At 52.6% G+C, this 24581-nt stretch carries 16 protein-coding genes; 6 read left to right on the forward strand and 10 right to left on the reverse strand.

The features are described from left to right. Positions 1 to 6: 6 nt before the first annotated feature. From VFA_RS21045 to VFA_RS21055, 3 genes are all read left to right on the forward strand, one after another. A complete protein-coding gene (locus VFA_RS21045) occupies positions 7 to 1923 on the forward strand; it encodes a beta-N-acetylhexosaminidase (protein WP_038152686.1) in 1917 nt (638 codons plus the stop codon). Positions 1924 to 1992: 69 nt separating this feature from the next. Next, the gene (locus VFA_RS21050; protein ID WP_004729012.1) at positions 1993 to 4395 is read left to right on the forward strand and encodes a GH36-type glycosyl hydrolase domain-containing protein; all 2403 of its coding nucleotides are present in this window, start codon (positions 1993 to 1995) and stop codon (positions 4393 to 4395) included. A 47-nt stretch (positions 4396 to 4442) separates the two neighbouring features. Beyond that, positions 4443 to 5855, forward strand: a complete 1413-nt coding sequence (locus VFA_RS21055) for a phosphoglucomutase/phosphomannomutase family protein (protein WP_004729021.1) — start codon at positions 4443 to 4445, stop codon at positions 5853 to 5855. Between the two features lie 52 nt (positions 5856 to 5907). Here VFA_RS21055 and VFA_RS21060 read toward each other — a convergent pair whose 3' ends face one another. The 10 genes from VFA_RS21060 to hrpB all read right to left on the reverse strand — a co-directional run bounded on the left by VFA_RS21060 (position 5908) and on the right by hrpB (position 22134). Continuing rightward, positions 5908 to 6939, reverse strand: a complete 1032-nt coding sequence (locus VFA_RS21060) for an ABC transporter ATP-binding protein (RefSeq protein ID WP_004729022.1) — start codon at positions 6937 to 6939, stop codon at positions 5908 to 5910. Continuing rightward, positions 6939 to 8564 carry an ABC transporter permease gene (locus tag VFA_RS21065; RefSeq protein ID WP_038152687.1) on the reverse strand — a complete coding sequence of 542 codons (1626 nt, stop codon included), beginning with the start codon at positions 8562 to 8564 and terminating at the stop codon, positions 6939 to 6941. The genes VFA_RS21060 and VFA_RS21065 overlap by 1 nt, the downstream gene beginning before the upstream one ends. A gap of 100 nt (positions 8565 to 8664) precedes the next feature. Continuing rightward, positions 8665 to 9678, reverse strand: coding sequence for a Fe(3+) ABC transporter substrate-binding protein (locus VFA_RS21070; protein WP_004729024.1), 1014 nt, complete (start codon positions 9676 to 9678; stop codon positions 8665 to 8667). A gap of 140 nt (positions 9679 to 9818) precedes the next feature. After that, the gene (locus VFA_RS21075) at positions 9819 to 11048 is read right to left on the reverse strand and encodes an ammonium transporter (RefSeq protein WP_004729025.1); all 1230 of its coding nucleotides are present in this window, start codon (positions 11046 to 11048) and stop codon (positions 9819 to 9821) included. 26 nt (positions 11049 to 11074) lie between these two features. Beyond that, complete coding sequence (locus VFA_RS21080; protein ID WP_004729026.1) at positions 11075 to 11413, reverse strand: P-II family nitrogen regulator; 339 nt, start codon at positions 11411 to 11413, stop codon at positions 11075 to 11077. A 206-nt stretch (positions 11414 to 11619) separates the two neighbouring features. Further along, on the reverse strand, positions 11620 to 11991 hold the full coding sequence (locus tag VFA_RS21085; RefSeq protein WP_004729027.1) for a YacL family protein: 372 nt from the start codon (positions 11989 to 11991) through the stop codon (positions 11620 to 11622). Between the two features lie 124 nt (positions 11992 to 12115). Next, positions 12116 to 14713, reverse strand: a complete 2598-nt coding sequence (gene acnB / locus VFA_RS21090) for a bifunctional aconitate hydratase 2/2-methylisocitrate dehydratase (RefSeq protein ID WP_004729028.1) — start codon at positions 14711 to 14713, stop codon at positions 12116 to 12118. Between the two features lie 244 nt (positions 14714 to 14957). After that, positions 14958 to 17207 (reverse strand): patatin-like phospholipase family protein, encoded by a 2250-nt coding sequence (locus VFA_RS21095; protein ID WP_050780290.1) that lies wholly within the window; start codon positions 17205 to 17207, stop codon positions 14958 to 14960. A gap of 119 nt (positions 17208 to 17326) precedes the next feature. Beyond that, positions 17327 to 19675, reverse strand: coding sequence for a penicillin-binding protein 1B (gene mrcB, locus VFA_RS21100; RefSeq protein WP_004729032.1), 2349 nt, complete (start codon positions 19673 to 19675; stop codon positions 17327 to 17329). Then, on the reverse strand, positions 19672 to 22134 hold the full coding sequence (gene hrpB / locus VFA_RS21105) for an ATP-dependent helicase HrpB (protein WP_004729034.1): 2463 nt from the start codon (positions 22132 to 22134) through the stop codon (positions 19672 to 19674). The genes mrcB and hrpB overlap by 4 nt, the downstream gene beginning before the upstream one ends. A 73-nt stretch (positions 22135 to 22207) precedes the next feature. Between hrpB and sfsA the strand changes: the two genes are divergently transcribed. From sfsA to gluQRS, 3 genes are all read left to right on the forward strand, one after another. Beyond that, positions 22208 to 22963: a DNA/RNA nuclease SfsA gene (sfsA, locus tag VFA_RS21110; RefSeq protein ID WP_004729036.1), complete on the forward strand. Its 756-nt coding sequence runs from the start codon at positions 22208 to 22210 to the stop codon at positions 22961 to 22963. 125 nt (positions 22964 to 23088) lie between these two features. Then, positions 23089 to 23535, forward strand: coding sequence for an RNA polymerase-binding protein DksA (dksA, locus tag VFA_RS21115; RefSeq protein WP_004729038.1), 447 nt, complete (start codon positions 23089 to 23091; stop codon positions 23533 to 23535). A 94-nt stretch (positions 23536 to 23629) separates the two neighbouring features. Next, positions 23630 to 24520, forward strand: coding sequence for a tRNA glutamyl-Q(34) synthetase GluQRS (gene gluQRS / locus VFA_RS21120; protein WP_004729040.1), 891 nt, complete (start codon positions 23630 to 23632; stop codon positions 24518 to 24520). The last annotated feature ends 61 nt before the right edge of the window (positions 24521 to 24581 follow it).

Here is a 24581-nt window from a genome sequence, read left to right on the forward strand (position 1 = left end):
TTGCTCATGAACTATCGAATAGACTTCGCGGTATTGTCAGAACATCCACAGTTCTGCCGTTTTGGCCTGACGCTGCATAACCTCAGCGATCAGGACTTAAAGGCCTGGAGCCTGCATTTCACCATCGATCGCTACATTCAGCCCGATAGCATCAGTCACAGCCAGATTCATCAAGTCGGCAGTTTCTGTTCGCTCACGCCGGAGCAGGACGTGATAAAGGCCAATAGCCATTTCTACTGCGAATTCAGCATCAAAACCGCGCCGTTTCACTATTACACCGACGGCATCAAAGCCGCGTTTGTCCAAATTAATGATGTAGAGCCGCGGGTTCGTCACGACGTGATCGTCACCCCCATCGCACTCGCCTCCCCCTATCGGGAACGCAGCGAAATCCCGGCCACGGATGCCGCGACGTTGAGCCTGTTACCCAAACCCAATCATATCGAACGCTTGGATGGTGAATTTGCCCTTACCGCCGGCAGCCAGATTTCATTGCAATCCTCTTGTGCAGAAACTGCCGCCACATGGCTCAAGCAAGAACTGACGCATCTCTATCAGTGGCAGCCACACGATATTGGCAGCGCCGACATTGTGCTACGCACCAACCCAACGCTGGATGAAGGCGCCTATCTGCTGTCGGTCGACCGCAAAGGTATTCGTTTGGAAGCCAGCAGTCACATCGGCTTTGTCCATGCCAGTGCGACATTGCTGCAATTGGTTCGCCCAGATGGCGACAACCTGCTGGTGCCACACATCGTTATCAAAGATGCACCGCGCTTTAAATACCGCGGCATGATGCTGGATTGCGCGCGTCATTTTCATCCGCTGGAGCGCGTTAAACGCCTCATCAACCAACTGGCGCATTACAAATTCAACACCTTTCATTGGCATCTGACCGATGATGAAGGTTGGCGCATTGAAATTAAGTCTCTACCTCAATTGACCGACATTGGCGCGTGGCGCGGTGTGGATGAAGTCCTGGAACCGCAATACAGCCTGCTGACCGAAAAACACGGTGGTTTTTACACCCAAGAGGAGATCCGCGAGGTGATCGCCTACGCCGCAGAGCGCGGCATCACGGTGATTCCAGAAATTGACATTCCCGGTCACAGCCGAGCGGCGATCAAAGCCATACCGGAATGGCTATTTGACGAAGATGACCAATCACAATACCGCAGCATTCAGTACTACAACGACAACGTGCTATCGCCAGCCCTGCCCGGCACCTACCGTTTTCTCGATTGCGTATTGGAGGAAGTGGCCGCGCTGTTTCCGAGCCATTTCATTCACATTGGCGCCGATGAAGTGCCAGATGGCGTGTGGGTCAACAGCCCGAAATGTCAGGCATTGATGGCAGAAGAGGGCTACACCGACGCCAAAGAGTTACAAGGGCACCTGCTGCGCTATGCGGAGAAGAAGCTCAAATCACTCGGCAAACGCATGGTCGGTTGGGAAGAAGCGCAGCATGGTGACAAAGTCAGCAAAGATACCGTGATTTATTCTTGGTTATCCGAACAAGCCGCACTGAACTGCGCCCGTCAAGGGTTTGATGTCATTTTACAACCGGGACAGTTTACGTACCTCGACATTGCGCAAGACTACGCGCCAGAAGAGCCGGGCGTCGACTGGGCTGGCGTGACGCCACTGGAGCGCGCCTATCGCTACGAGCCGCTGGTCGAGGTGCCAGAACACGACCCGCTACGCAAACGCATTTTGGGGATTCAGTGCGCGCTGTGGTGTGAACTGGTCAACAATCAAGACCGCATGGACTACATGATCTATCCGCGTTTGACCGCACTGGCGGAAGCGGCTTGGACACAAAAATCCCAGCGTGATTGGCTGGATTACCTGGCGCGCCTCAAAGGCCATTTACCCCAACTTGATCAACAAGGCATCCGCTACCGGGCGCCTTGGAAAGCATAACGCAACACGTTTTCTCTAGCATCGACATTGAGTGGCGCCAATGCGCCACTGTTTAAAAAGGAAATTACCATGAAATACGGCTATTTCGATAACGACAATCGCGAATACGTCATTACTCGTCCCGATGTTCCTGCACCTTGGACCAACTACCTCGGCACGGAAAAATTCTGCACCGTCATCTCCCATAATGCGGGGGGCTACTCGTTCTATCACTCACCCGAGTACAACCGTGTGACCAAGTTCCGTCCGAACTTCACGCAAGATCGTCCCGGGCATTACATCTATTTGCGCGATGATGAAACCGGTGATTTCTGGTCGGTCTCTTGGCAGCCCGTTGCCAAAAACCTTGACGATGCCCATTACGAAGTGCGCCATGGTTTGTCCTACTCCAAATTCCGTTGTGATTACAACGGCATTGTGGCCACGAAAACGCTGTTCGTACCGAAAGGCGAAGATGCGCAGGTGTGGGATGTTGAAATTGAAAACACCTCCGATCAACCACGCACGATCAGCGCATTCGGCTATGTTGAGTTCTCGTTCAGCCACATCGCCTCAGACAACCAGAACCACCAGATGTCACTCTACTCTGCGGGCACTGAATACAACAATGGCGTTCTGGAATACGACCTGTACTACAACACTGATGATTTCCTCGGATTCTACTACCTGACCGCCACGTTTGATGCGGATAGTTACGACGGTCAGCGTGATGCGTTTCTCGGTATGTACCGCGATGAAGCCAATCCGATTGCCGTTGCCAACGGTCGCTGTTCGAACAGCGCGCAAACCTGCTACAACCACTGTGGCGCCCTGCACAAACAGTTTGTGCTGCAACCGGGTGAAAAAGTCCGCTTTGCCGTGATTCTGGGAGTCGGTAAAGGCAACGGGGAGAAACTACGAGCGAAGTATCAAGACCTCAGCCAAGTCGATGCCGCTTTTGCGGGCATCAAACAGCATTGGGACGAACGCTGCGCGAAATTCCAAGTGCGTTCCCCCAACCAAGGTTTGGACACCATGATCAACGCTTGGACTCTGTATCAAGCCGAAACCTGCGTGGTGTGGTCACGCTTTGCCTCGTTCATTGAAGTCGGTGGTCGCACAGGCTTGGGGTATCGCGACACCGCGCAAGACGCGATCTCCGTCCCGCACACCAACCCCGCCATGACCCGCAAGCGTCTGGTGGATCTGTTGCGCGGGCAGGTGAAAGCGGGCTACGGGCTGCACTTGTTTGATCCGGATTGGTTCGATCCAGAAAAAGCCGATGTCAAACCGTCGAAATCACCGACGGTGGTCCCAACCCCATCGGATGAAGACAAGATCCACGGCATCAAAGACACCTGCTCGGATGACCACCTGTGGATCGTGCCGACCATTCTCAACTTCGTCAAAGAGACGGGGGATCTGAGCTTTATTGATGAAGTGATCCCTTATGCTGACGGCGGCGATGCGACCGTGTACCAACACATGATGGCAGCCTTGGATTTCTCTGCGGAATACGTGGGTCAAACCGGTATTTGTAAAGGCTTACGCGCCGACTGGAACGACTGCCTCAACCTTGGCGGCGGCGAGTCTGCCATGGTGTCCTTCCTGCATTTCTGGGCGTTGGAAGCGTTCTTGGAACTGGCACGTCATCGTCAAGATGCGGCAGCCATCGACAAATACCAAGCGATGGCCAACGGCGTGCGCGAAGCATGTGAAACCCATTTGTGGGATGACAATGGCGGCTGGTACATTCGCGGCCTGACCAAAGATGGCGACAAAATCGGTACGTTTGAGCAACAGGAAGGCAAGGTTCACCTTGAGTCCAATACGCTGGCTGTCTTGTCTGGCGCCGTCTCGCAGCAGCGCGGCGAAAAAGCCATGGATGCCGTGTATGAGTATCTGTTCTCCCCATACGGTTTACACCTCAACGCCCCCTCGTTTGCAACGCCCAACGATGACATCGGTTTTGTCACCCGCGTCTACCAAGGCGTGAAAGAAAACGGGGCGATTTTCTCGCATCCGAACCCGTGGGCATGGGTCGCCGAAGCCAAACTGGGACGCGGTGATCGCGCGATGGAATTCTACGATTCGCTCAACCCATACAACCAGAACGATATCATTGAAACGCGCGTGGCAGAGCCATATTCCTACGTGCAATTCATCATGGGTCGCGACCACCAAGATCACGGCCGTGCAAACCACCCTTGGCTCACCGGTACATCGGGCTGGGCCTACTACGCGACCACCAACTTCATTTTGGGAGTGCGTACCGGATTTGACACCTTGACCGTGGATCCATGTATTCCTGCCGCTTGGCCGGGCTTTGAGGTCACGCGCGAGTGGCGCGGTGCGACGTATCACATCTCAGTCCAAAACCCGAATGGCGTCAGCAAAGGCGTGCAATCGATTCTGGTCAACGGTGAAGCGGTCGATGCCATTAATGCCCAACCGGCAGGCAGCGAAAATCAAGTCACGGTGATTTTAGGTTAATCCGATTTCGGGTGCCGCCCAGCGGCACCCTCGTAAGGAGACATAGCATGATTCAATTTGGTACGGGTGGTTGGCGCGCCTTTATCGGCGAAGAGTTTACCAAAGACAACGTTCGTCTGGTCGCACAAGCCGTGGCCAACATCATCAACCACGAGCAAGTGGCCGACAGCGGATTCGTGATCGGTTATGACCGCCGTTTTCTGTCAGACAAAGCAGGCCGTTGGTTTGCCGAGGTCTTGGCAGGCAACCACATCACCGTCAGCTTCATTGATAAGTTTGTGCCCACGCCGGTGGTGATGTATAAGGCCAAAGCGATGAACTGCGCCTATTCTGCGTGCATCACCGCCTCACATAACCCGGCGGACTACAACGGGATCAAAGTCTTCATTCAAGGTGGACGCGACGCCGATGAAGTGATCACCCACAAGATCGAGCAGCAAGTTGGCACACTGACTGCTTCCGATGTCCGCAGCGAAGACTTTGATCAAGCGGTCGCCAACGGTCGCATTCAGGTGATCAACCCAATGAATGAGTTTGTCGATTCGATCATCGACTTTATCGACATTGAAGCGATCAAACGCGCCAACCTGCGTGTGTTGATCGATCCGATGTTTGGCGTGGCGAAAAACGCGCTGCAAACCGTCTTGATCAGTGGCCGCTGTGACGTCGACGTGATCAACGATGGCAAAAACCCAGATTTTGGTGGCTTGATGCCTTCACCCAGCGCTGCAACACTGTATCGCCTGCAACACTTGGTCAAAGATGAAGGCTACGACATTGGTATTGGCACCGATGGCGATGCCGACCGTTTGGGAATCATTGACGAAAAAGGTCACTTCATTCATCCCAATGAAGTGCTGTTGCTGCTCTACTACTACCTACTTGAATACAAAGGCTGGAAAGGCTCAGTGGTGCGTAATATCGCGACCACGCATCTGCTAGATAAAGTCGCCGCCGACCATGGCGAAAAGAGCTTTGAGGTTCCGGTAGGCTTTAAGCACATCAGCTCCCAAATGGAGGCCGATGATTCGCTGATTGGCGGCGAAAGTTCCGGCGGTCTGACCATTCGTGGCCACATCAAAGGCAAAGATGGTGTATTCGCATCGAGCCTATTGGTGGAAATGATCAGTGTGACGGGGAAAAAGCTGTCTGAGTTGCTGAGCGAAATCTACAACCGCTATGGCTATGCATACACTGCCGAAGGGGATTGTAAATTTAAGCCCGCGCAGAAAGCAGAACTCTACTCGAAACTCTACGTGGAAAAACAGTTGCCTGAATTTGAATTTGAGGTTGAAAAAGTCAGCTACGAAGATGGGGCGAAAGTCTATTTCCGTAACGGCGGCTGGGTGATTGCGCGCTTCTCCGGCACCGAACCTCTGCTGCGTATCTTTGCTGAAATGCACGACAAAGACACCGCAGAACGAGTTTTACAGCAAATGAAACAATTTCTGTCCTTGTAATCCAGCGCTGTAAAAAACCAAAGCCCGGTCTGTCCACCGGGCTTTTTTTGTCTTATGCAAAGGCCAATACGCCTTGTGTATCAATGTTCACAGTCACGGTTTGTCCCACAGACAAACCTTGCGATGAAGTCGCCAATAACGTGGAACCATGTGCATCAATCACATAGCGACAATGATCGCCCATAAATTGCTGCTCGAGTACCACAACGCTGCTCTCGGCATCGGCGCGAATCATGACTTGTTGAGGACGCAGTAGCAGCTCACATTCACTGCCCGGCGCAATACTTTGCTGCGCCTGCGCGTCCACCACACCGAGCGGCGTTTGATAACGCTGTTCATCGATACGTGTCGCAGGCAGGTAACTGCCGCCACCCAGAAAATCAGCAACAAACTTGCTCGACGGACGATAATACAACGCTGACGCGGTGCCGTATTGCTCGATGACCCCGTGATTCATCACCGCCATTTTGTCGGCAAAGGCAAACGCCTCTTCTCGCGAGTGAGTGACAAAAATCGCCGTCACCCCCTGCTTTTTGAAGATCTTACGAATCTCGGCAATCAGGTCATGGCGCACCTGAGTGTCAATATTGGAAAATGGTTCATCCAGCAGCAGTAGATCGGGCTTATAGGCCAGTGAACGTGCGATTGCCACACGTTGCTGCTGTCCACCTGAAAGTTGGTGCGGATACCGGTCGCCATAACCACTTAAATGCACTAGCTCCAACATCTGTTGAACTTGCAACTGACGCGCCGTCGTCGACATGTGGCGCAAACCAAAAGCGATATTGTCCGCCACGGTCAAATGGGGGAACAGCGCATAGTCTTGGAAGATCATCCCGATGTTGCGTTGCTCGGGTGGCAGCCAATGCTCGCCATCGTCAATCGTAACGCCATTGAGACTCATGATGCCCGACGACAAGGGCAACAACCCCGCGATCGCTTTCAGTAAGGTCGTTTTTCCGCAACCACTGGCCCCCAACAAACACACTATCTCACCCTGTTCGACATTCAGCGACAGTGATTCCAGGACCGTTTGCGTCTCGTACTGACAAGTCAGATGTTGAATCGATAATGCACAGCTCATCAGTGGGTTTGCTCCAGAGAACGGTTAACAACAACAAGAGGGATCAGACCGACCAGCACCAGTAACACAGCAGGCAACGCCGCCAATTCCAAATGCTCATCGGAGGCATAATTGTACACGTAGGTGGCCAAGGTTTCGAAGTTGAACGGACGCAGTAACAGCGCAGCATTGAGCTCTTTCATCGACTCAATGAACACCAACAGACCCGCAATCAGCGCGCCGCGCCGCACCAACGGTAAATGCACTCGCCACAACATGCCATTGGCTTGGCAGCCCATCGTCCGCGCCGCCATGTCCAGCGACGGCGAAATGCGGTTTAAACTGCTTTCAATGCTGCCAATAGCCACCGCCGAAAAACGCACAATCAGCGCAAAAATAATGGCAAACATGGTCCCGGAGAAAATTAATCCCGGCCGGCCCCAATGCATCGCTTTGGCCACATCGTTGACCGCATGATCGAGCGTTAACACTGGCACCATCACGCCAATGGCAAGTACGGTTCCCGGCACCGCATAGCCCATGGACGAGAGGCGCATCAATGCAATGCTGGGGCGATTTTGTTTCAGCCGCGCGTAGAAATTCACCACCAACGCCACACTCACAGCAATCACCGCAGCACTCAGCGAAACTTGCAGGCTGTTCCACGCGTATTCACGAAACTCTGCCGTCCAACTCTGCTCAAAGTAGGTATAGGCGTAGCTGAGCAGTTGCAGTAGCGGAAAGATAAAGGCCACGCACACCAGCCCCCAGCACCACAACAATGCCGCCCATTTTTTCCACCCTTGCAAGGTGTAACGAAAATCTTCATGACTATTGAATTGGCTTTGATAAAGCTTTTGCCGGCGGCGACTGTAGCGCTCAGCGCTGAGGAGCAGCAGTACAATCACCAACATCACCGCAGAAATTTTGGCCGCGGCGGTTAAATTGGAATAATTCATCCAGGTGTCATATACCGCCGTGGTTAGCGTGTTCACGGCGAAGTAGCTCACCGTGCCAAAATCGCCCACGGTTTCCATCGCCACCAGCGATAAAGCAACTGCCATCGATGGGCGAACTAATGGCAGCGAGATACGACGAAAGCTTTCCCATGGTGAGCATTTCAGCAAACGCGCCGACTGCAACAGCGACACATTCTGCTCCATGAACGAAGCGCGACACATCAGATACACGTAGGGATACAAGACCAACGCCAGCACCATACTGGCACCGCCCAAAGAGCGAATATCCGGAAAGTAATACTCGCCCGCCATCCAGCCCGTTTGTTCACGTAGCCAAACCTGAATCGGCCCCGCGTAATCAAACCACCCGGTAAAGATATAACCGACGATATAACCGGGAATGGCGAGCGGCAGCACCAGCGCCCATTGCAGCATTTTTTCGCCCGGCAGACGACACATCGCCATCAACCAAGCACTGGGAATACCAAACACCAACGAAAGCGCCATCACGCTCAACGTGAGAAGGACGGTGTTCAGCGCATAGGTGGGCATCACGGTCGACATCAGATGCGCAAAGACATCATCCGTTTGACCGATGGCGGTAAAGAAGATCGCTAAGATCGGCAAAACCAGCAGGGTTGCCAAAGCCACACTACTGGTTTTCCATAAAAGGTGTTTTTCTTTCATTGCCTAGAAACTGTCAGGCGGTATAAGGCATAAATGCATCTGCAAATACATCTCATATCCCTTTAATAAATCAGGGGTATAGTTATACCCCTAGACTCATTTACAGGTCAAATTTGACTTCGTCCAACAGCTTGATCGCTGCGGCGTGATTGTCGGCAATTTTCTCGAGCGGCAAAGCGTCAGACTTAAACTCGCCCCAAGATGCCACCAGTTTTGAGCGCTCAACACCAGGTTTCACTGGATACTCAAAGTTCACGTCGGCATACATGTGCTGCGCGGTCTCACCGGTCAAAAACTCCATCAACTTCACCGCGTTGTCACGGTTCGGTGCGTATTTGGCCATGGCCATACCGCTCACATTGACGTGTGTGCCTTGCACTTGTTGACCCGGGAAGTTGATGAACACCGATTCAGCCCACGTTTTCTGCTCTTTGTCTTCTAGCATTTTGCCAAGGTAGTAGCTGTTGCCCAGCGACAAATCACACAGGCCTTCTTTGATGGCGCGAACTTGGTCGCGATCGTTGCCTTGCGGTTTACGCGCCAAGTTCGCTTTTACCCCTTGCAACCACGTTTTGGTTTCCGCTTCACCGTGGTTTGCGATCATCGCCGCCACCAGCGCAATGTTGTAAGGGTGTTTTCCGCTACGCGTACAGATCTTGCCTTTGTATTGTGGATTCGCCAGATCAAGATAATCGAAATCGTCACCCAGTTTGCCTACGCGGTCACGTGATGAGTAAACGCTGCGCGTACGAATGGTCAAAGCGAACCACTCTTCACTGCTGTCACGGTATTGCGCCGGAATGTTTTCATCGATCACCGCACTCTTGACCGGCTGGGTTAAGCCTTTGTCCGACAGTTCAAACAGACGGCTGAATTCTGAAGTCAAAATGACATCGGCGGGGCTGTATTCCCCTTCTTGAGCCAATTTTTCTGCAATGCCTTCTTTAGCAAACTTCACGTTGACCTGAATTCCGGTCTCTTGAGTGAACTCTTTAAACATCGGTTCAATCAGGAAAGGTTGACGGTAAGAGTACACATTGACTTCGTCAGCCGCTATCGCTGAAGGGGCCATCACGCAGCCTGCGAGTGCCGATAGAGCCAGCAGTTTTTTCATGGTTCAAGTCCTTTAATATTGCTAATGATAACACTTATCAATTGCGTAAATTATATTGACCAAGCCTAATAAAACAATCAGCAAAAATAAAAAACCTGCCACATAGGGCAGGTTTTTAGCAAAGGTTTTGTAACGAATTATTACTTCACTGTCACAAACTCAGGGTAAGACTCTACACCGCAGTCGTGCATGTCCATACCGGTCATCTCTTCTTCTTCAGAGACACGGATACCCATCGTCGCTTTCAGGATGCCCCACACAATCAAGCTTGCAATGAAGACCCAAGCAAAGATCACCACCGAACCGAGCAACTGAGCACCGAACGTCGTATCTGCATTGCTCAGAGGCACAACCATCAGGCCAAAGAAACCACACACACCGTGAACCGAGATAGCGCCCACTGGATCATCGATTTTCAATTTATCCAGCGCCACAATCGCGAACACCACAATCACACCTGCAACCGCACCGATTGCCACCGAGTATAGTGGTGATGGTGACAGCGGATCCGCTGTAATCGCAACAAGGCCTGCCAACGCACCGTTCAGCACCATCGTTAGGTCAGCTTTGCCCCACGTGGTTTTACATACCAGCAGCGCAGCAATCGCACCGGCAGCAGGCGCCGCGTTGGTGTTGAGGAACACTTTACCGACAGCGGTCGCGTTTTCAAAGTCAGACACCATCAATTGAGAGCCGCCGTTGAAGCCGAACCAACCTAACCACAGGATGAATGTACCCAACGTCGCCAGTGGCATGTTGGAACCTGGAATCGGGTAAACTTCACCGTTTTTGCCATATTTCCCTTTACGCGCGCCCAGCAATAGAACCCCTGCCAGCGCCGCAGCTGCACCCGCCATGTGAACGATACCTGAACCCGCGAAGTCGCTGAAACCAGCCGCAGACAGGAAGCCGCCGCCCCAAGTCCAATACCCTTCAATGGTGTAGATGAAGGTTGTAAACACGACCGCGAAAATCAGGAAAGCCCACAATTTCATGCGCTCTGCAACGGCGCCCGAGACCACAGACATGGACGTGGCTACAAACACCACTTGGAAGAAGAAATCCGACTCGAGAGAGTGGTCCGCGCCATCTGCTTGGCTACCAATCAAGGCACCAAAAGATGGTAACCAACCCGCTTCGGCATTATCAACATACATGATGTTGTAGCCGACCACGAGGTAAGTGGTACAAGCAATCGCGTACAGTACAAAGTTTTTAGTCAGAATTTCCGTGGTGTTTTTTGAACGCACGAGGCCAGCTTCCAGCATGGCAAACCCTGCCGCCATCCACATGACCAATGCGCCCGAAATGAGGAAAAAGAATGTATCCAGTGCGTAGCGCAACTCCGCTACCGTAACTGACAGTTCCATAATAGTCGTCTCCAGTCCTTTGAATCTTAAAGTGCTTCCGCGTCCATTTCGCCTGTGCGAATACGAACTGCGTGGCTCAAGTCGTAAACAAAAATTTTGCCATCGCCAATCTTGCCCGTGTGTGCGGCTTTGATGATCGCTTCTAGCACACGATCGACATTGTCCGCTTGTGTGGCGATTTCGATTTTCACCTTCGGTAGAAAGTCCACTTGGTACTCTGCACCACGGTAAAGTTCGGTATGACCTTTCTGACGGCCAAAGCCTTTGACTTCTGATACGGTCATCCCTTCGATGCCGACATCGGCCAGGGCTTCACGAACATCGTCAAGTTTGAATGGTTTGATGATTGCGTTAATGAGTTTCATCGCGTCCTCTCTGAAGCTGTAGTCCATTTACAGTTCTATTAATCCAAGGTGCGTGCCAACTTTTTAACTGATTGATAAATAATAACTTAGTGAGATTTCGCTTCAAAAAACAAAAAGGGTTGCACATTTATCGTGCAACCCTTTCCCAAAAATAAGGCGACTTTTGCTTTCTTCACCACATGGGTGCAGCTTGACGAGAGGCCAACTCAGTAACCGGCGAGGAAATCCTGCCATTGCATCAACAGCGACTCAAAATCTTCCAGGCCGCACTGCGCTACACTCTCACTGTCATAAAGTTCAAATTCACTTTCTAACTCAATATCATGGCCATAGTTCAGCGCGTTATCCTGCACCGTCACTTCGTCCCCACAAATCATCAGTGAGATTTCACGCCCCGGGTATGACCACTCTTGTGCAGGACATTGGTGCGCTTTTTCCAACAGCGCCAACACATGCTCGATTTTTGTGCGATCTTGCGCGATTTCTTCTTGCAGCCAGCGAGCCACAATCTGATGCTCCATACTGCAGGTGACGTAATACTCGCCCAGCAGCGTATTTTTGGTGAATTCAAATTCCATCGATGATGACCGATTAATGACGATGGCGCGAGTATAGCGCCAGCGAAACCGAATGACGAGCCTCAATCCGGCACAAAAAAAGGCCGCTGCAAGCAGCGACCTTCAATCGTCATTTCATCCGTAATTAAGCGGGTTCTTGGAAAATCACGGTATCCGCTTTCTTGGTGTAATCACTCATGCGGTGGAAGTTCAGGTAACGGTAGGTATCAGCTGCCGTCGCGTCGATCTGTTTCGCGTATTCCAGATACTCTTGCAACGTTGGAATGCGGCCGAGAATCGCGCCCACAGCCGACAGCTCTGCCGATGCCAAGTACACGTTCGCCCCGGTGCCCAAACGGTTCGGGAAGTTACGTGTTGACGTCGACATCACCGTCGCTTTATCTGCCACACGTGCTTGGTTACCCATACACAGTGAACATCCCGGCGTTTCAATGCGCACACCCGAACGGCCAAAGATGCCGTAGTAGCCTTCTTCCGTCAGTTGATCGCGGTCCATCTTGGTTGGCGGTGCCACCCAAAGACGCGTTTCTAGCTGACCGTTGAATTTATCCAGCAGTTTACCTGCAGCGCGGAAGTGACCGATGTTGGTCATGCACGAACCGATGAACACTTCATCAATCGGTGTGCCTTGAACTTCAGACAGCGGACGCGCGTCATCTGGATCGTTTGGCGCACAAAGAATCGGTTCTTTGATGTCGGCCAAGTCGATTTCGATCACGTGTGCATATTCTGCGTCTTTGTCCGCTTCCATCAGATCTGGCGTCGCCAACCATGCTTCCATCGCTTTAATGCGACGTTCGATCGTGCGGCGATCACCGTAACCTTCTGCGATCATCCATTTCAGCATGGTGATGTTCGAGTTCAGGTATTCGGCGATAGATGCTTGCGACAATTTAACCGTACAACCGGCCGCTGAACGCTCTGCTGATGCATCCGACAGTTCGAATGCCTGTTCAACCGTCAGGTGTTCAACCCCTTCGATTTCCAGCACGCGGCCAGAGAATTCGTTGATCTTACCGGCTTTTTCAACCGTCAGCAGGCCTTGTTTGATGCCGTAGTAAGGAATCGCATGCACCAAGTCACGCAGCGTGATCCCCGGTTGCATGTCCCCTTTGAAACGCACCAGAATGGACTCCGGCATATCGAGCGGCATAACACCCGTTGCAGCAGCAAATGCCACCAAGCCAGAACCGGCTGGGAATGAAATCCCCAGTGGGAAACGCGTATGCGAGTCACCCCCCGTACCCACCGTATCCGGCAGCAGCATGCGGTTCAGCCATGAGTGAATCACACCGTCGCCTGGGCGCAGTGACACGCCGCCGCGGTTCATGATGAAGTCTGGGAGTGTGTGGTGCGTTTGCACGTCAACGGGTTTTGGATAAGCCGAAGTGTGACAGAACGACTGCATCACCAGATCCGCAGAGAAGCCAAGACAGGCCAAATCTTTCAGCTCGTCACGCGTCATTGGACCGGTGGTGTCCTGAGAACCCACAGTGGTCATCTTCGGCTCACAGTATGTGCCAGGACGAATCCCTTCGACGCCACACGCTTTGCCGACCATTTTCTGTGCCAGCGTGAAGCCTTTGCCGCTGTCTGCGACAGGAACTGGGCGACGGAACACGGTGGATGCTTCCAGATTCAGTGCTTGACGCGCTTTGTCTGTCAAACCGCGGCCCACAATCAGAGGAATACGGCCACCCGCACGGACTTCGTCGATCAGCACGTCGGTTTTCAGCTTGAATGTCGCAAGGACTTCACCGGTGTCGTGGTTGCACACTTTGCCTTCGTATGGGTAAACATCAATCACATCACCCATGTTCAGTTTTGACACGTCCACTTCGATTGGCAGAGCGCCCGCATCTTCCATGGTGTTGAAGAAGATCGGTGCAATCTTACCGCCCAGCACATAGCCGCCAGCGCGTTTGTTCGGGACGTTTGGAATGTCATCGCCCATGAACCACAGTACTGAGTTGGTCGCCGACTTACGCGAAGAACCCGTACCGACAACATCACCGACGTAAACCAGTTGGTGGCCTTTTTCTTTCAGTGCTTCAATTTGGTTAATTGGACCAATTTGTCCCGGCGCATCCGGCACGATGCCGTCGCGTTCGTTTTTCAGCATCGCGAGCGCGTGCACAGGAATATCCGGACGTGACCATGCATCGGGTGCTGGTGACAAATCATCCGTGTTGGTTTCACCCGTCACTTTAAAGACGGTCAATGTGATTTTTTCAGCCAGTGCAGGCTTCGACAGGAACCATTCTGCTTCTGCCCAAGATTCCAGCACCTGTTTGGCGAACGCGTTGCCCGCTTTGGCTTTTTCTTCGACGTCGTAGAACGCATCAAACATCAACAGTGTGTGCGACAACGCGGTGGCTGCGATGGGTGCCAATTGGGCGTCATCCAGCAGCGATACCAGCGGTTCGATGTTGTAACCACCTTGCATAGTGCCGAGCAAAGTCGCCGCTTTTTCGCGACTAACCAGCGGAGATGACACATCGCCTTTCGTGATTGCGGTGAGAAAGCCTGCTTTTACATACGCAGCTTCGTCAACGCCTGGAGGAATACGGTTCTCAAGCAGATCAAGAAGAACATCTTCTTCACCTTGCGGGGGATTTTTGAGTAACTCAACAAGTCCAGCGACTTGCTCAGCGTCTAGGGGTTTAGGTACAACTCCTTCAGCAGCACGCTCTTCGACGTGTTTACGGTAGGCTTCAAGCACGACTTTTTCCTCTCATTGCGGTTCACCCAATTATTATAAAAATGTGAGTGAACATCCTTGGAAACTTGGCTCTCCGTTGCCCATGTTTTCATTCAAATTTGACTGAGAAACAGCGCCCTAGAGGCCAAACTGTGGGCGTCAGGATAGCAAAATTAACGATAAATTAAAATCTCATCATTTTGACCAACATAGCAACTTAAGACGAAAGTTATAGGAAATCATGTTCACAATTTCCGTTCTTCAGCTATTTGAACGTGGTGCCGATGATCAGATAAATCGAATCGTATTTCTGCTCTGTGCGTCCGTAACCGAACATGATTGGACCGATTGGAGAGTCCACGCCGGTAAATACTGATCCCGCAGCGTACAACGGCGCGGTATCAATTCTTAAATCAGGATCAGACCAAACGCCACCGTACTCGATCGAAGCACCGAGATAGACTGGTGACGTAAACAGGCCAAAATCATTGTCAAACCAACGGTAGCGATAGATCAGGTTCGCGTACGCTTTGTTCTGACCAATCAAGCTGTTGCGGGAAATTCCCGACAAGTTGAGAAAACCACCGATGGTTTTCGGATCGATCGGCTGAATCGAATTTTTGCTCTTCACGATGCCGTAATCAATGTTGCCGACCAAAGTATGACGATTTAGGAAGCTGTAAGCCGTGATCACCTTCGCGGAGAGCTCATAAACCGTATCCGACGCATCGTCGGCCACGCCACTTTCTTTCATGGAGACATCATCGTGCGAGATGAGGTACTCCAAATCGATGTACACCCCGTTGTTCGGCAAGCTGAAATCATCCAACGAGTCGATCCGGTAGTTCAGGAACACCCCCTGGCGCGTGAATTCCATATCAGCAAAATCAGGTAGCGTGGAGTACTTCGCCGAGCCATCGGAATAGCGTCCGCCGACTTTAAACTCTTGCCACAACTTGGCTTGGTAGCCCAGCGCCGCTTCCGCCATGAAGGTCTGATAGGTCACAGGGAAATAGTTGCGGCTCGCCGACAGCGTGGTGTCTTCAAAGCCCGTGACCGGCACGCTGCGGTTTTCATCGGTATAGCGCAAGGTGGCAGTATAAAACGCCTTTTGTCCTGAGCGCACGGGTGAATAGAGCTCCGCTTCCAGCAACTTATCGGTGCCAATGTTCAGGTTGACCGCAAGCTCGGCACCGTGTGAGTTGATGTCGGTAAAATTGAGTGAGCCGCCAATCGAGTATTGGCTGTCGGTATTGAAATCATCTTCGAGGAAGAAGCGGAAATTGAGGTAATTGGGGCCCCATGATTTCTCATGAACATCAATGACCAGATTGTTTTCGCCATCTTTTTCTTCGTATTGGTAACTCACCAACTTGAAGCGATCCAGCGCATACAAATCCTGAACGCTCGATTCAATTTGTTCGGTCGAGAGCTTTTCCCCCGCCTCCAGATGCAGGCGGTTTTGCAACAACACATCACTGTAGTGGGATTGGTTATTGATGACGACATGATCGACGGTGATGGTATCGCCGTATTTCAGTTGGCGACGCAAGGTTTCTTTGCGATCGATATAATGCTGATAATCGGCACTGGTTAACGACAGCCTCTTGAGGTGATCCGATTGCTCCATCGCCGATTGATAGCCTTTCACAAACGCATCCGGCATCTTATCGAACTCAGTGGTTTCCATCAGGCCCACTTGTGGACGCAACAGCACATCATCTTCAGTCAGCGTTTCCGCTTGCAGTTCGGTACTGCGGCGCACCAGATAGTTCGACAGTTGGTCGGCAACGGTGAGAAAGTTCGTGAACGCTTCCTGACTTTTGTAATCGGTACTGATATCGACCGCAATCACCACATCCGCACCCATTTGACGCGCCACATCGACCGGCATGTTGTTGGTCACACCGCCATCAACCAGCCAGCGGCCATCGATTTCATACGGCGGTAATGCGCCCGGCACCGACATACTCGCCATCATCGCATCGACCAAGTAGCCTTTGTCGAGCACCACCGGTTCCAGTTTGATGATGTCGGTGGCGACCGCGCGAAACGGCACCACCAAATCATCAAACGATTGAAACGGCATGAGGTTACCCGAGGTTTCACGCAGAATACGCAGCATGTTCTGCCCCTGCACCACACCGCGCGGCGCGTAAACCCCATCCAAACGCACACCGAGATCGGTGGTCAGCTGGTAGCGGTCTTCATATTCTTTGTCGCGCACGCGGCGCTGACTGCGGTTCACGCGGTCGCGGTAGCCGGTATTCCAATCCACACTGTAAATGAAGCTTTCGATTTCATCGGCACTCATCCCAGTGGCATAAAGCCCTGCGACATACGCGCCCATGCTGGTACCGATCACGATATCCACCGGCACATGCATCTCTTCCAGAGCTTTGAGCACCCCCATGTGCGCAGCGCCCTTTGCGCCACCGCCGGCCAACACTAACGCGATTTTCGGTCGAGGATGTCCCAACACCAAAGCCTCAGAAGGCGCTTGTGCCGATACCATCGCAGGCCAGATCAGAGCTGGAATACACAATATGCTGAACAGCCAACGGGTCACAGTATGTCCTTCATTACTTTACAATCGCGCTACTTTTATCATCAAAACACTATAAACGGGCTCAATCACCACTCAAAGAGTTTTTTCAACCACTCTGTGGGGCGGTTCTCACACTGTTTTTTCCAACTGCCGGACACATCCCACACTGGCAGTTTGAAATCGTTGTTGCAATCAAGCTCCAAGCCGCCGTCACGTGAAGGAGAGAAACCCACAGTGGTGATGCCTTGCGGCCACGGCAACACCAGCTTTTCCGGAATGCGATAGCGCAGGTAATCAGCATAGACGCGCAGCGCGCCGCTGGCGCCGGTTAATTTGGTTGGTTGGTTATCGTCTCGTCCCAGCCAAATCGTGGTCACTTCGCGGCCATCCACACCAACAAACCAGCTGTCGCGACTATCATTACTGGTGCCGGTTTTCCCCGCCAGTGCTGCCCACGCAAATTGGTTGTTGAGGTAACGCCCCGTGCCTTCCATCACGCCGCGCTTCATCGCGTACGTCGTTAGCCATGCCGCTTGCTGATCGACCGCTTGGGACACTTTCGGGATCGATTGATACAGCACATTGCCTTGCAAATCGAGCACACTGCGCAGTGCCGACAACGGCGCTTTCTTGCCAGAGTTCGTCACGGTTTGGAACATTTGCGCCACTTGATATGGCGTCAAAGAGAACGCCCCGAGGAACATCGACGGCACCGGACGAATTTCATTCCGATTCACGCCCAGTTTCTCCAGCGTCTTCGACACATTTTCAATGCCCAGTTGCATGCCCAATTGCACGGTCGGCACGTTGAGCGATTTGGCCAGCGCGATGTATAACGGCACTTCACCTCGGAACTGGCGATCAAAGTTGCGCGGGCTCCACACGGTGCCTTCGCTGCCTTGCAGGGAAATCGGCTTGTCCATCAAGGTGGTCGCCAAATTGTATTTTTCCGGCTGCGCCAGTGCGGTCAAATACACCGCGGGTTTCACCAATGAACCAATCGGACGACTGGCATTGAGCGCGCGGTTAAAACCGTCGTATCCGGTGCGTTTACCGCCCACCATGGCACGAATTTCACCGCTGTTGCGATCCACCGCAATCGCTGCTGCTTCCAACTCTTTGCCAGCGGTGCGCGCCAAAATCGGCACCTGATTTTCAACCGCGGCTTCGAGCTTGGCTTGCGATACCGGATCGAGCGACGTAAACACACGCAGCCCGGTATCGGATTTAAACACATCACCGAGTTTTTGCTTGAGTTCAATCGACAACTGCTGGAAGTACGCTGGCTGACGGCTGGCAATGCGCGCATGCTTTTGGACATCCAACGGACGCGTCACCGCTTGCTCATACTGTTTGGCGGTCAGAATATCTTGGTCCATCATCAGCTTGAGCACCAAATCACGACGCTCTTTGGCACGTTCAGGGAAACGCATCGGGTTGTAGTAGGACGGGCCTTTCACCATACCAACCAATAACGCGAGCTGGTCAATACGCAATTCTTGCAGCGGCTGGCCAAAGTAGAGGCGCGACGCCAAACCAAAACCGTGCACGGCTTCTTTGCCGTTTTGGCCCAGATAGACTTCGTTGAGATAAGCTTCCAAAATGCGATCTTTGCTGTAGCGATAATCGATGATCAGCGCCATGTAGGCTTCGCGCAATTTACGCCACAAGGTGCGATCGCTGGATAAGAAAATGTTTTTTGCCAACTGCTGAGTCAACGTACTGCCGCCCTGGACGGTGCGGCCCGCTTTGACGTTGGCCACCATCGCACGTGCGATTGCCATCGGTGACACACCATCATGTTGATAAAAGTTGCGATCTTCGGTGGTGAGCAGCGCATCGATCATCACTTCCGGGAACTGTTCACGACGCAGGAACAAGCGCTGCTCCTGCATGTCTTTTTCCAGCATGCCCAGCATTTTCGGCTCAATGCGCAAGTAGCCAAGATCACCCCGTTTTTCCAGCGACTGAATGCGGGTCAACCCACTGTCATCAAACATGAGCATCACATGGCGATCCGGCTCCGGCCCATCGGCGAACTCAAACGGACGACGAATCAGTTCGATACGAGTCGACGAAGCCGAGTATTCACCGGCATAGCGCGGCTGACTCACTTTGCGATAATTGAGCACATCCAGCTCATTACGCATCTGTTTGATGCTGATGTCACTGCCCGGTTCGAGGGTCAGAATTCGAGCGTACACCACGGTCGGCAGATCAAACAGTTGCCCTTCAAAGCGCTGCTTGATCATGCTGTCGAGATAGATACCGGTAAACACCAGCACCGCGGCCAGCGCTAGGCCAACCTTCCAGCCCAAGCTCCACAAACGCTTTAACCACGTGCGTGAACGGGTGGGTTTGGCTGACGAGGATTTACGCGGCGCACGTTTTTTGGCCGGTGTACGTTTCTTTGGGGATTCGCTTTTCTTGGTCATGAATTCAGTTGTCGCTTGGTTTTGGTCGTCGCACTGTGATTGGCAGGATCATCCGGCCACACGTGTTTTGGGTAACGCCCTTTCATTTCTTTTTGCACGTCTTTGTACGCACCGCGCCAGAAGCCCGCTAAATCGCGGGTCACTTGCAGCGGACGCTGAGCGGGAGAGAGCAACTCCATCACAATCGCCTTGGTACCTTTGGCAATCAAGGGCGTGCTTTTCTCACCGAACACTTCCTGCATGCGCACCGACAGCACCGGTTCCATACCGAGCTGATAGCGAATACGCTTGGAGGTGCCGGTCGGCAAAGCGTGATGCGTGGGCAGCCACTCGTCAAGCTGTTGGCTTAATGGCCAGCCTAAACGGGTGATCAGGGCGTCCATCAGCGGCACTTTATTTAATTCTTTCACCGAACTGATACCGGCTAAATACGGTTCTAGCCAATCAGACAGCTGGTGGCGCAACGCTTCGTCATCCATGTCAGGCCAGTTTTCCTCAGGCAACCATTCGGCCGCACAACGTACCCGTGTCAGCCAGTCGAGACTGGCCTGAGTCCAATTTAATACCGAAAGGCCTTTACGCTCGACATAGTTGAGCAAAGCTTGCGTCATTTTTTGTTGATTTGGCGCCGGCAAGGCCTGACGACGAATCACCAGTTGTCCGCATCGCCACTGCATTTCGGCTACCAAACGGCCCGCTTTCTCATCCCAATCCACTCGCTCTTGCTCGCTAAACAAGTGAGGGCACTGCTGTTCCAGTTGAACCATATCCAACGCTAAGGCCGAAAAGATTTGGCTCGATTGCTGATGACCGCGCATTAAATCCAGTGCAATCAGCGCATCGCTGCCCGCCAGCGGCTGATCATCGGCCACAAACGCGCCGTGACCATTGGCCAGCAAGAATTGACCGTGTTGACCGCGTTGCTGCGCGATACGATCGGGAAACGCTAAACACGCCACCACAGCCAGCAGCGTGCTGTCGACGCGGCGCAGATCAAACCCGTCATCGAGCTTATGCGCCAAAGCCGTGGCGCGTTGGGTCATCGGGCGCGCCTTCAAATGTTTGCCCTGTTGCCAGCGGTGCAGGCTGTGCTGCACATCCAGTACCTGACGTTCGGGCTCTTCCAGCAGCGCAGCCAGCGCCAATGCACTTTGCAGGTGCACCGGGCCAAGTTGCTGCGCGGTCAGTAGCATCGCCGCAATCCGAGGCTCCACACCCAAATGGTGCGCAGCTTTGCCTTGAGCCGTCAGTTGCATTCGCTCATCCATCAGCCCCAGCGTATGCAGCAAACGGCGAGCCTGAGCCATCGCGACGGCGGGCGGCACATCCAGCCACTGCAAATCCGTTGCTTCTTGTGCGCCCCATTGCGCTAGCTCCAACGCCAATGGGGCTAAATCGCTTTGCACAATCTCCGCCACCGGCACCACCGGTTGCTGTTTGAGCTGCGCTTCACTGTACAAACGCACACACACGCCCGGCTCAAGGCGTCCGGCTCGGCCAGTACGTTGCTCGGCTGACGATTGCGCAATTCGTACCTGTTCCAAACGCGTAATCCCGGTTTTCAAATCAAATCGCGCGCGGCGCTCTAACCCGCTGTCGAGCACGATGCGAATGCCTTCAATGGTCAAGGACGTTTCAGCGATGTTGGTCGCCAACACCACTTTGCGCCGCCCGTTTGGTGTCGGCGCAATGGCTTTTTGCTGCTCAGCAAAATTCAACTGCCCAAACAGCGGACACACATCGATATCGTCCGCTAAATCGCCTAAAGCCTGAGTCAACTGAGTGATACTGGCCGCGCCCGGTAAGAAAGCCAGCAGTGAACCATTTTCCTGCGCGAGTAGCTGACGAATCTGCTTTTCCATGCTCGCCACCAGCGGCTCACCTTGTTTCAGCGCCTGATAGCGCACCGCCACCGGATAACTGCGACCGTGAGATTCAACGTAAGTCGCCATCGGCAACAACGTTTGCAATGCGTCTTGCTCTAAAGTCGCCGACATGACGATGATTTTGAGATCGTCGCGCAGCGCCGCCTGCACTTCTAAGCTAAACGCCAAAGCGGTGTCGGCGTGAATGCTGCGCTCGTGAAATTCATCGAAAATCAACGCATCGATGCCATTGAGTTCCGGATCGTGTTGAATCATGCGAGTCATGATCCCTTCGGTCACAATCTCCAGCCGCGTGTTGGCGCTCACGCGTGTTTCACCGCGCACGCGATACCCCACCGTGTCCCCCACGCTTTCGCCGAGTTGCTGCGCCAGATAACGCGCAATGTTGCGTGCCGCCAAACGCCGCGGTTCCAGCATCACGATCTTACCCTCCACGAGATTGGCTTTGAGGAGCGCTAACGGGAAATGGGTCGACTTACCGGCACCGGGGGCGGCTTTGAGGATCACCTGAGGGGAGCGCTGAATCCCGGCAAGCAGCTCGGGAATCACAGCTTCGATGGGCAATTGTGACAAGACAATATCCTTGTGTTTAAATGGCGCCGGTATTGTACATAAAAACAGTAATCAAAGCGAAACCGAGTCTCTTATGCAGTTTTCCCCACCGCTTCAATCCGCAACGCTGATTCAGCGCTACAAACGTTTTCTGGCCGATGTCACCCTGCCAAGCGGCGACCCGCTGACCATGCATTGCGCCAACACGGGTGCGATGACGGGCTGTGCCGAACCGGGCAGCACCGTGTGGTATTCCACCTCCGACAACCCAAAGCGCAAGTACGCCCACAGTTGGGAAATCACCCAGACCGCGCGCGGCCATCGCATCTGCGTCAACACCGCACGCGCCAACACATTGGTCGTCGAAGCCATTCAAGATGGCACCATTACGGAGTTGCAGGGCTATGATCAACTGCGAACCGAAGTGAGATATGGCAACGAAAATAGCCGCATTGATATCTTGCTCAACTCAGAATCCGGTCCAAACTGTTATATAGAAGTGAAAAGCGTCACCCTTTTGGATGAGCGATCCGGGATATCGGGTGAGGAAAATCAATGCAAAGGTCAAGGTTACTTTCCCGATGCGGTCACAACTCGAGGCCAGAAACATTTACGAGAACTGGCAGAAGTGGCAAAAAATGGAAGCAGAGCAGTACTTTTGTTTGCTGTTTTGCATTCAGGGATTGAAAAAGTCGCCCCAGCGCACCATATAGACGCGAACTATTCACAATTGTTAATAATGGCTCAAGAAGCCGGAGTGGAAGTTTTGTGTTACAAAGCAGAGCTTTCCGAGTGTGGCATCCGATTAGTGTCCTCAATCGAATTTGCGCATCAATCGCCAAAAAATTGATGGCGCCTTCACATTGACGATAACTTTATAATTGAGTATTTGCCTCGCCAACTTCTTTTTGCTATAGATACCCGCCTTAAATTGACTGCTCTCGCAGTTGACTAGGTGTTAGTAGGAGATGCTGTATGCCAGAATCCAAAAAGAAAACGCTAGGCATCCTAGCCATTGCAGGTGTTGAGCCGTATCAAGAAAAACCAGGTGAAGAGTACATGTCACCTGAGCAGATCGCTCATTTTACAAAAATTTTAGAAGCTTGGCGCAACCAGCTCAGAGAAGAAGTTGACCGTACCGTGCACCACATGCAGGACGAAGCAGCAAACTTCCCCGATCCAGTTGACCGCGCTTCTCAGGAAGAAGAGTTCAGCCTAGAACTGCGTAACCGTGACCGTGAGCGCCGTTTGATCAAGAAGATTGAAAAGACGTTAGACAAAATCAAAGAAGATGATTTTGGCTTCTGTGAATCTTGTGGGGTTGAGATCGGAGTCCGTCGTCTTGAAGCTCGTCCTACGGCCGACCTTTGTATCGACTGTAAAACGCTTGCAGAAATCAAAGAGAAACAGATGCTGGGTTAATTACCCGTCAGATGAGAAAAAGGGAGCAAAAAGCTCCCTTTTTATTTTCTTCGCAGGTTACACTTGAGAGTCACTGGTCACAAATTGCAATCCTATGAGTTACATTGGTCGTTTCGCCCCCTCACCGTCGGGTCCCCTGCATTTCGGTTCACTGATTGCTGCACTCGGCAGCTACTTTCAGGCTAAATCCCAACACGGGCAATGGCTGGTTCGCATCGAAGATTTGGATCCACCGCGAGAAATGCCCGGCGCTGCCGACTGGATCTTACAGGCGCTGGACGCGTATCACCTGCACTGGGATGGTGAAGTGGTGTATCAAAGCCAACGCCATGCGTTGTATCAGGGCCAAATTGAGCACTGGGTAGATTCAGGTCAAGCGTATTATTGCCAATGCACCCGTAAACAAATCAAAGCCGCAGGTGGCTTCTACCCCGGCACATGCCGCGATAAGCAGTTGCCGCTGAGCCAAGACTGCGCCATTCGCCTGCGTATGGACAATCCGGTGTATTCGTTCATCGATTTGAAACATGGGGAAATCACGATACCTTCAGCGTTGGCTGAAGAAGATTTCATCATCAAACGTCGGGATGGCTTGTTTGCCTATAATTTGGCCGTCGTGTTAGATGACATCGACCAAGGCGTGACCGAAGTGGTGCGAGGAGCCGATTTGATTGAGCCCACCGGGCGACAAATCAGTTTGTATCACACTTTAAAACAAAACCCAGTAAGCTACCTACATTTGCCTTTGGCGATGGATGGCAACGGGAATAAACTCTCAAAACAGAATCACGCCACGGCGATTAATCCCGCCGATCCAAAGCCAACGTTAATTCACGCCATGAAGTTCTTAGGCTTTGATATTAATGAAAAATTTATGGATGGACGCGTTGAGGAAATCATCGCGTGGGGATGCCAAAACTGGCGGATTGCACAGCTGCCAGTCGAGACCGAGATCACACCACGATTCTCAAATGGCGTTGTGTAAGCTATTATTAGCCGCAAATTCGGCCCATTTAAGCCACATTACGTGCAGAAACACGCTTGAA

Source organism: Vibrio furnissii CIP 102972 (assembly GCF_000176175.1).
GTDB classification, from domain to species: domain Bacteria; phylum Pseudomonadota; class Gammaproteobacteria; order Enterobacterales; family Vibrionaceae; genus Vibrio; species Vibrio furnissii.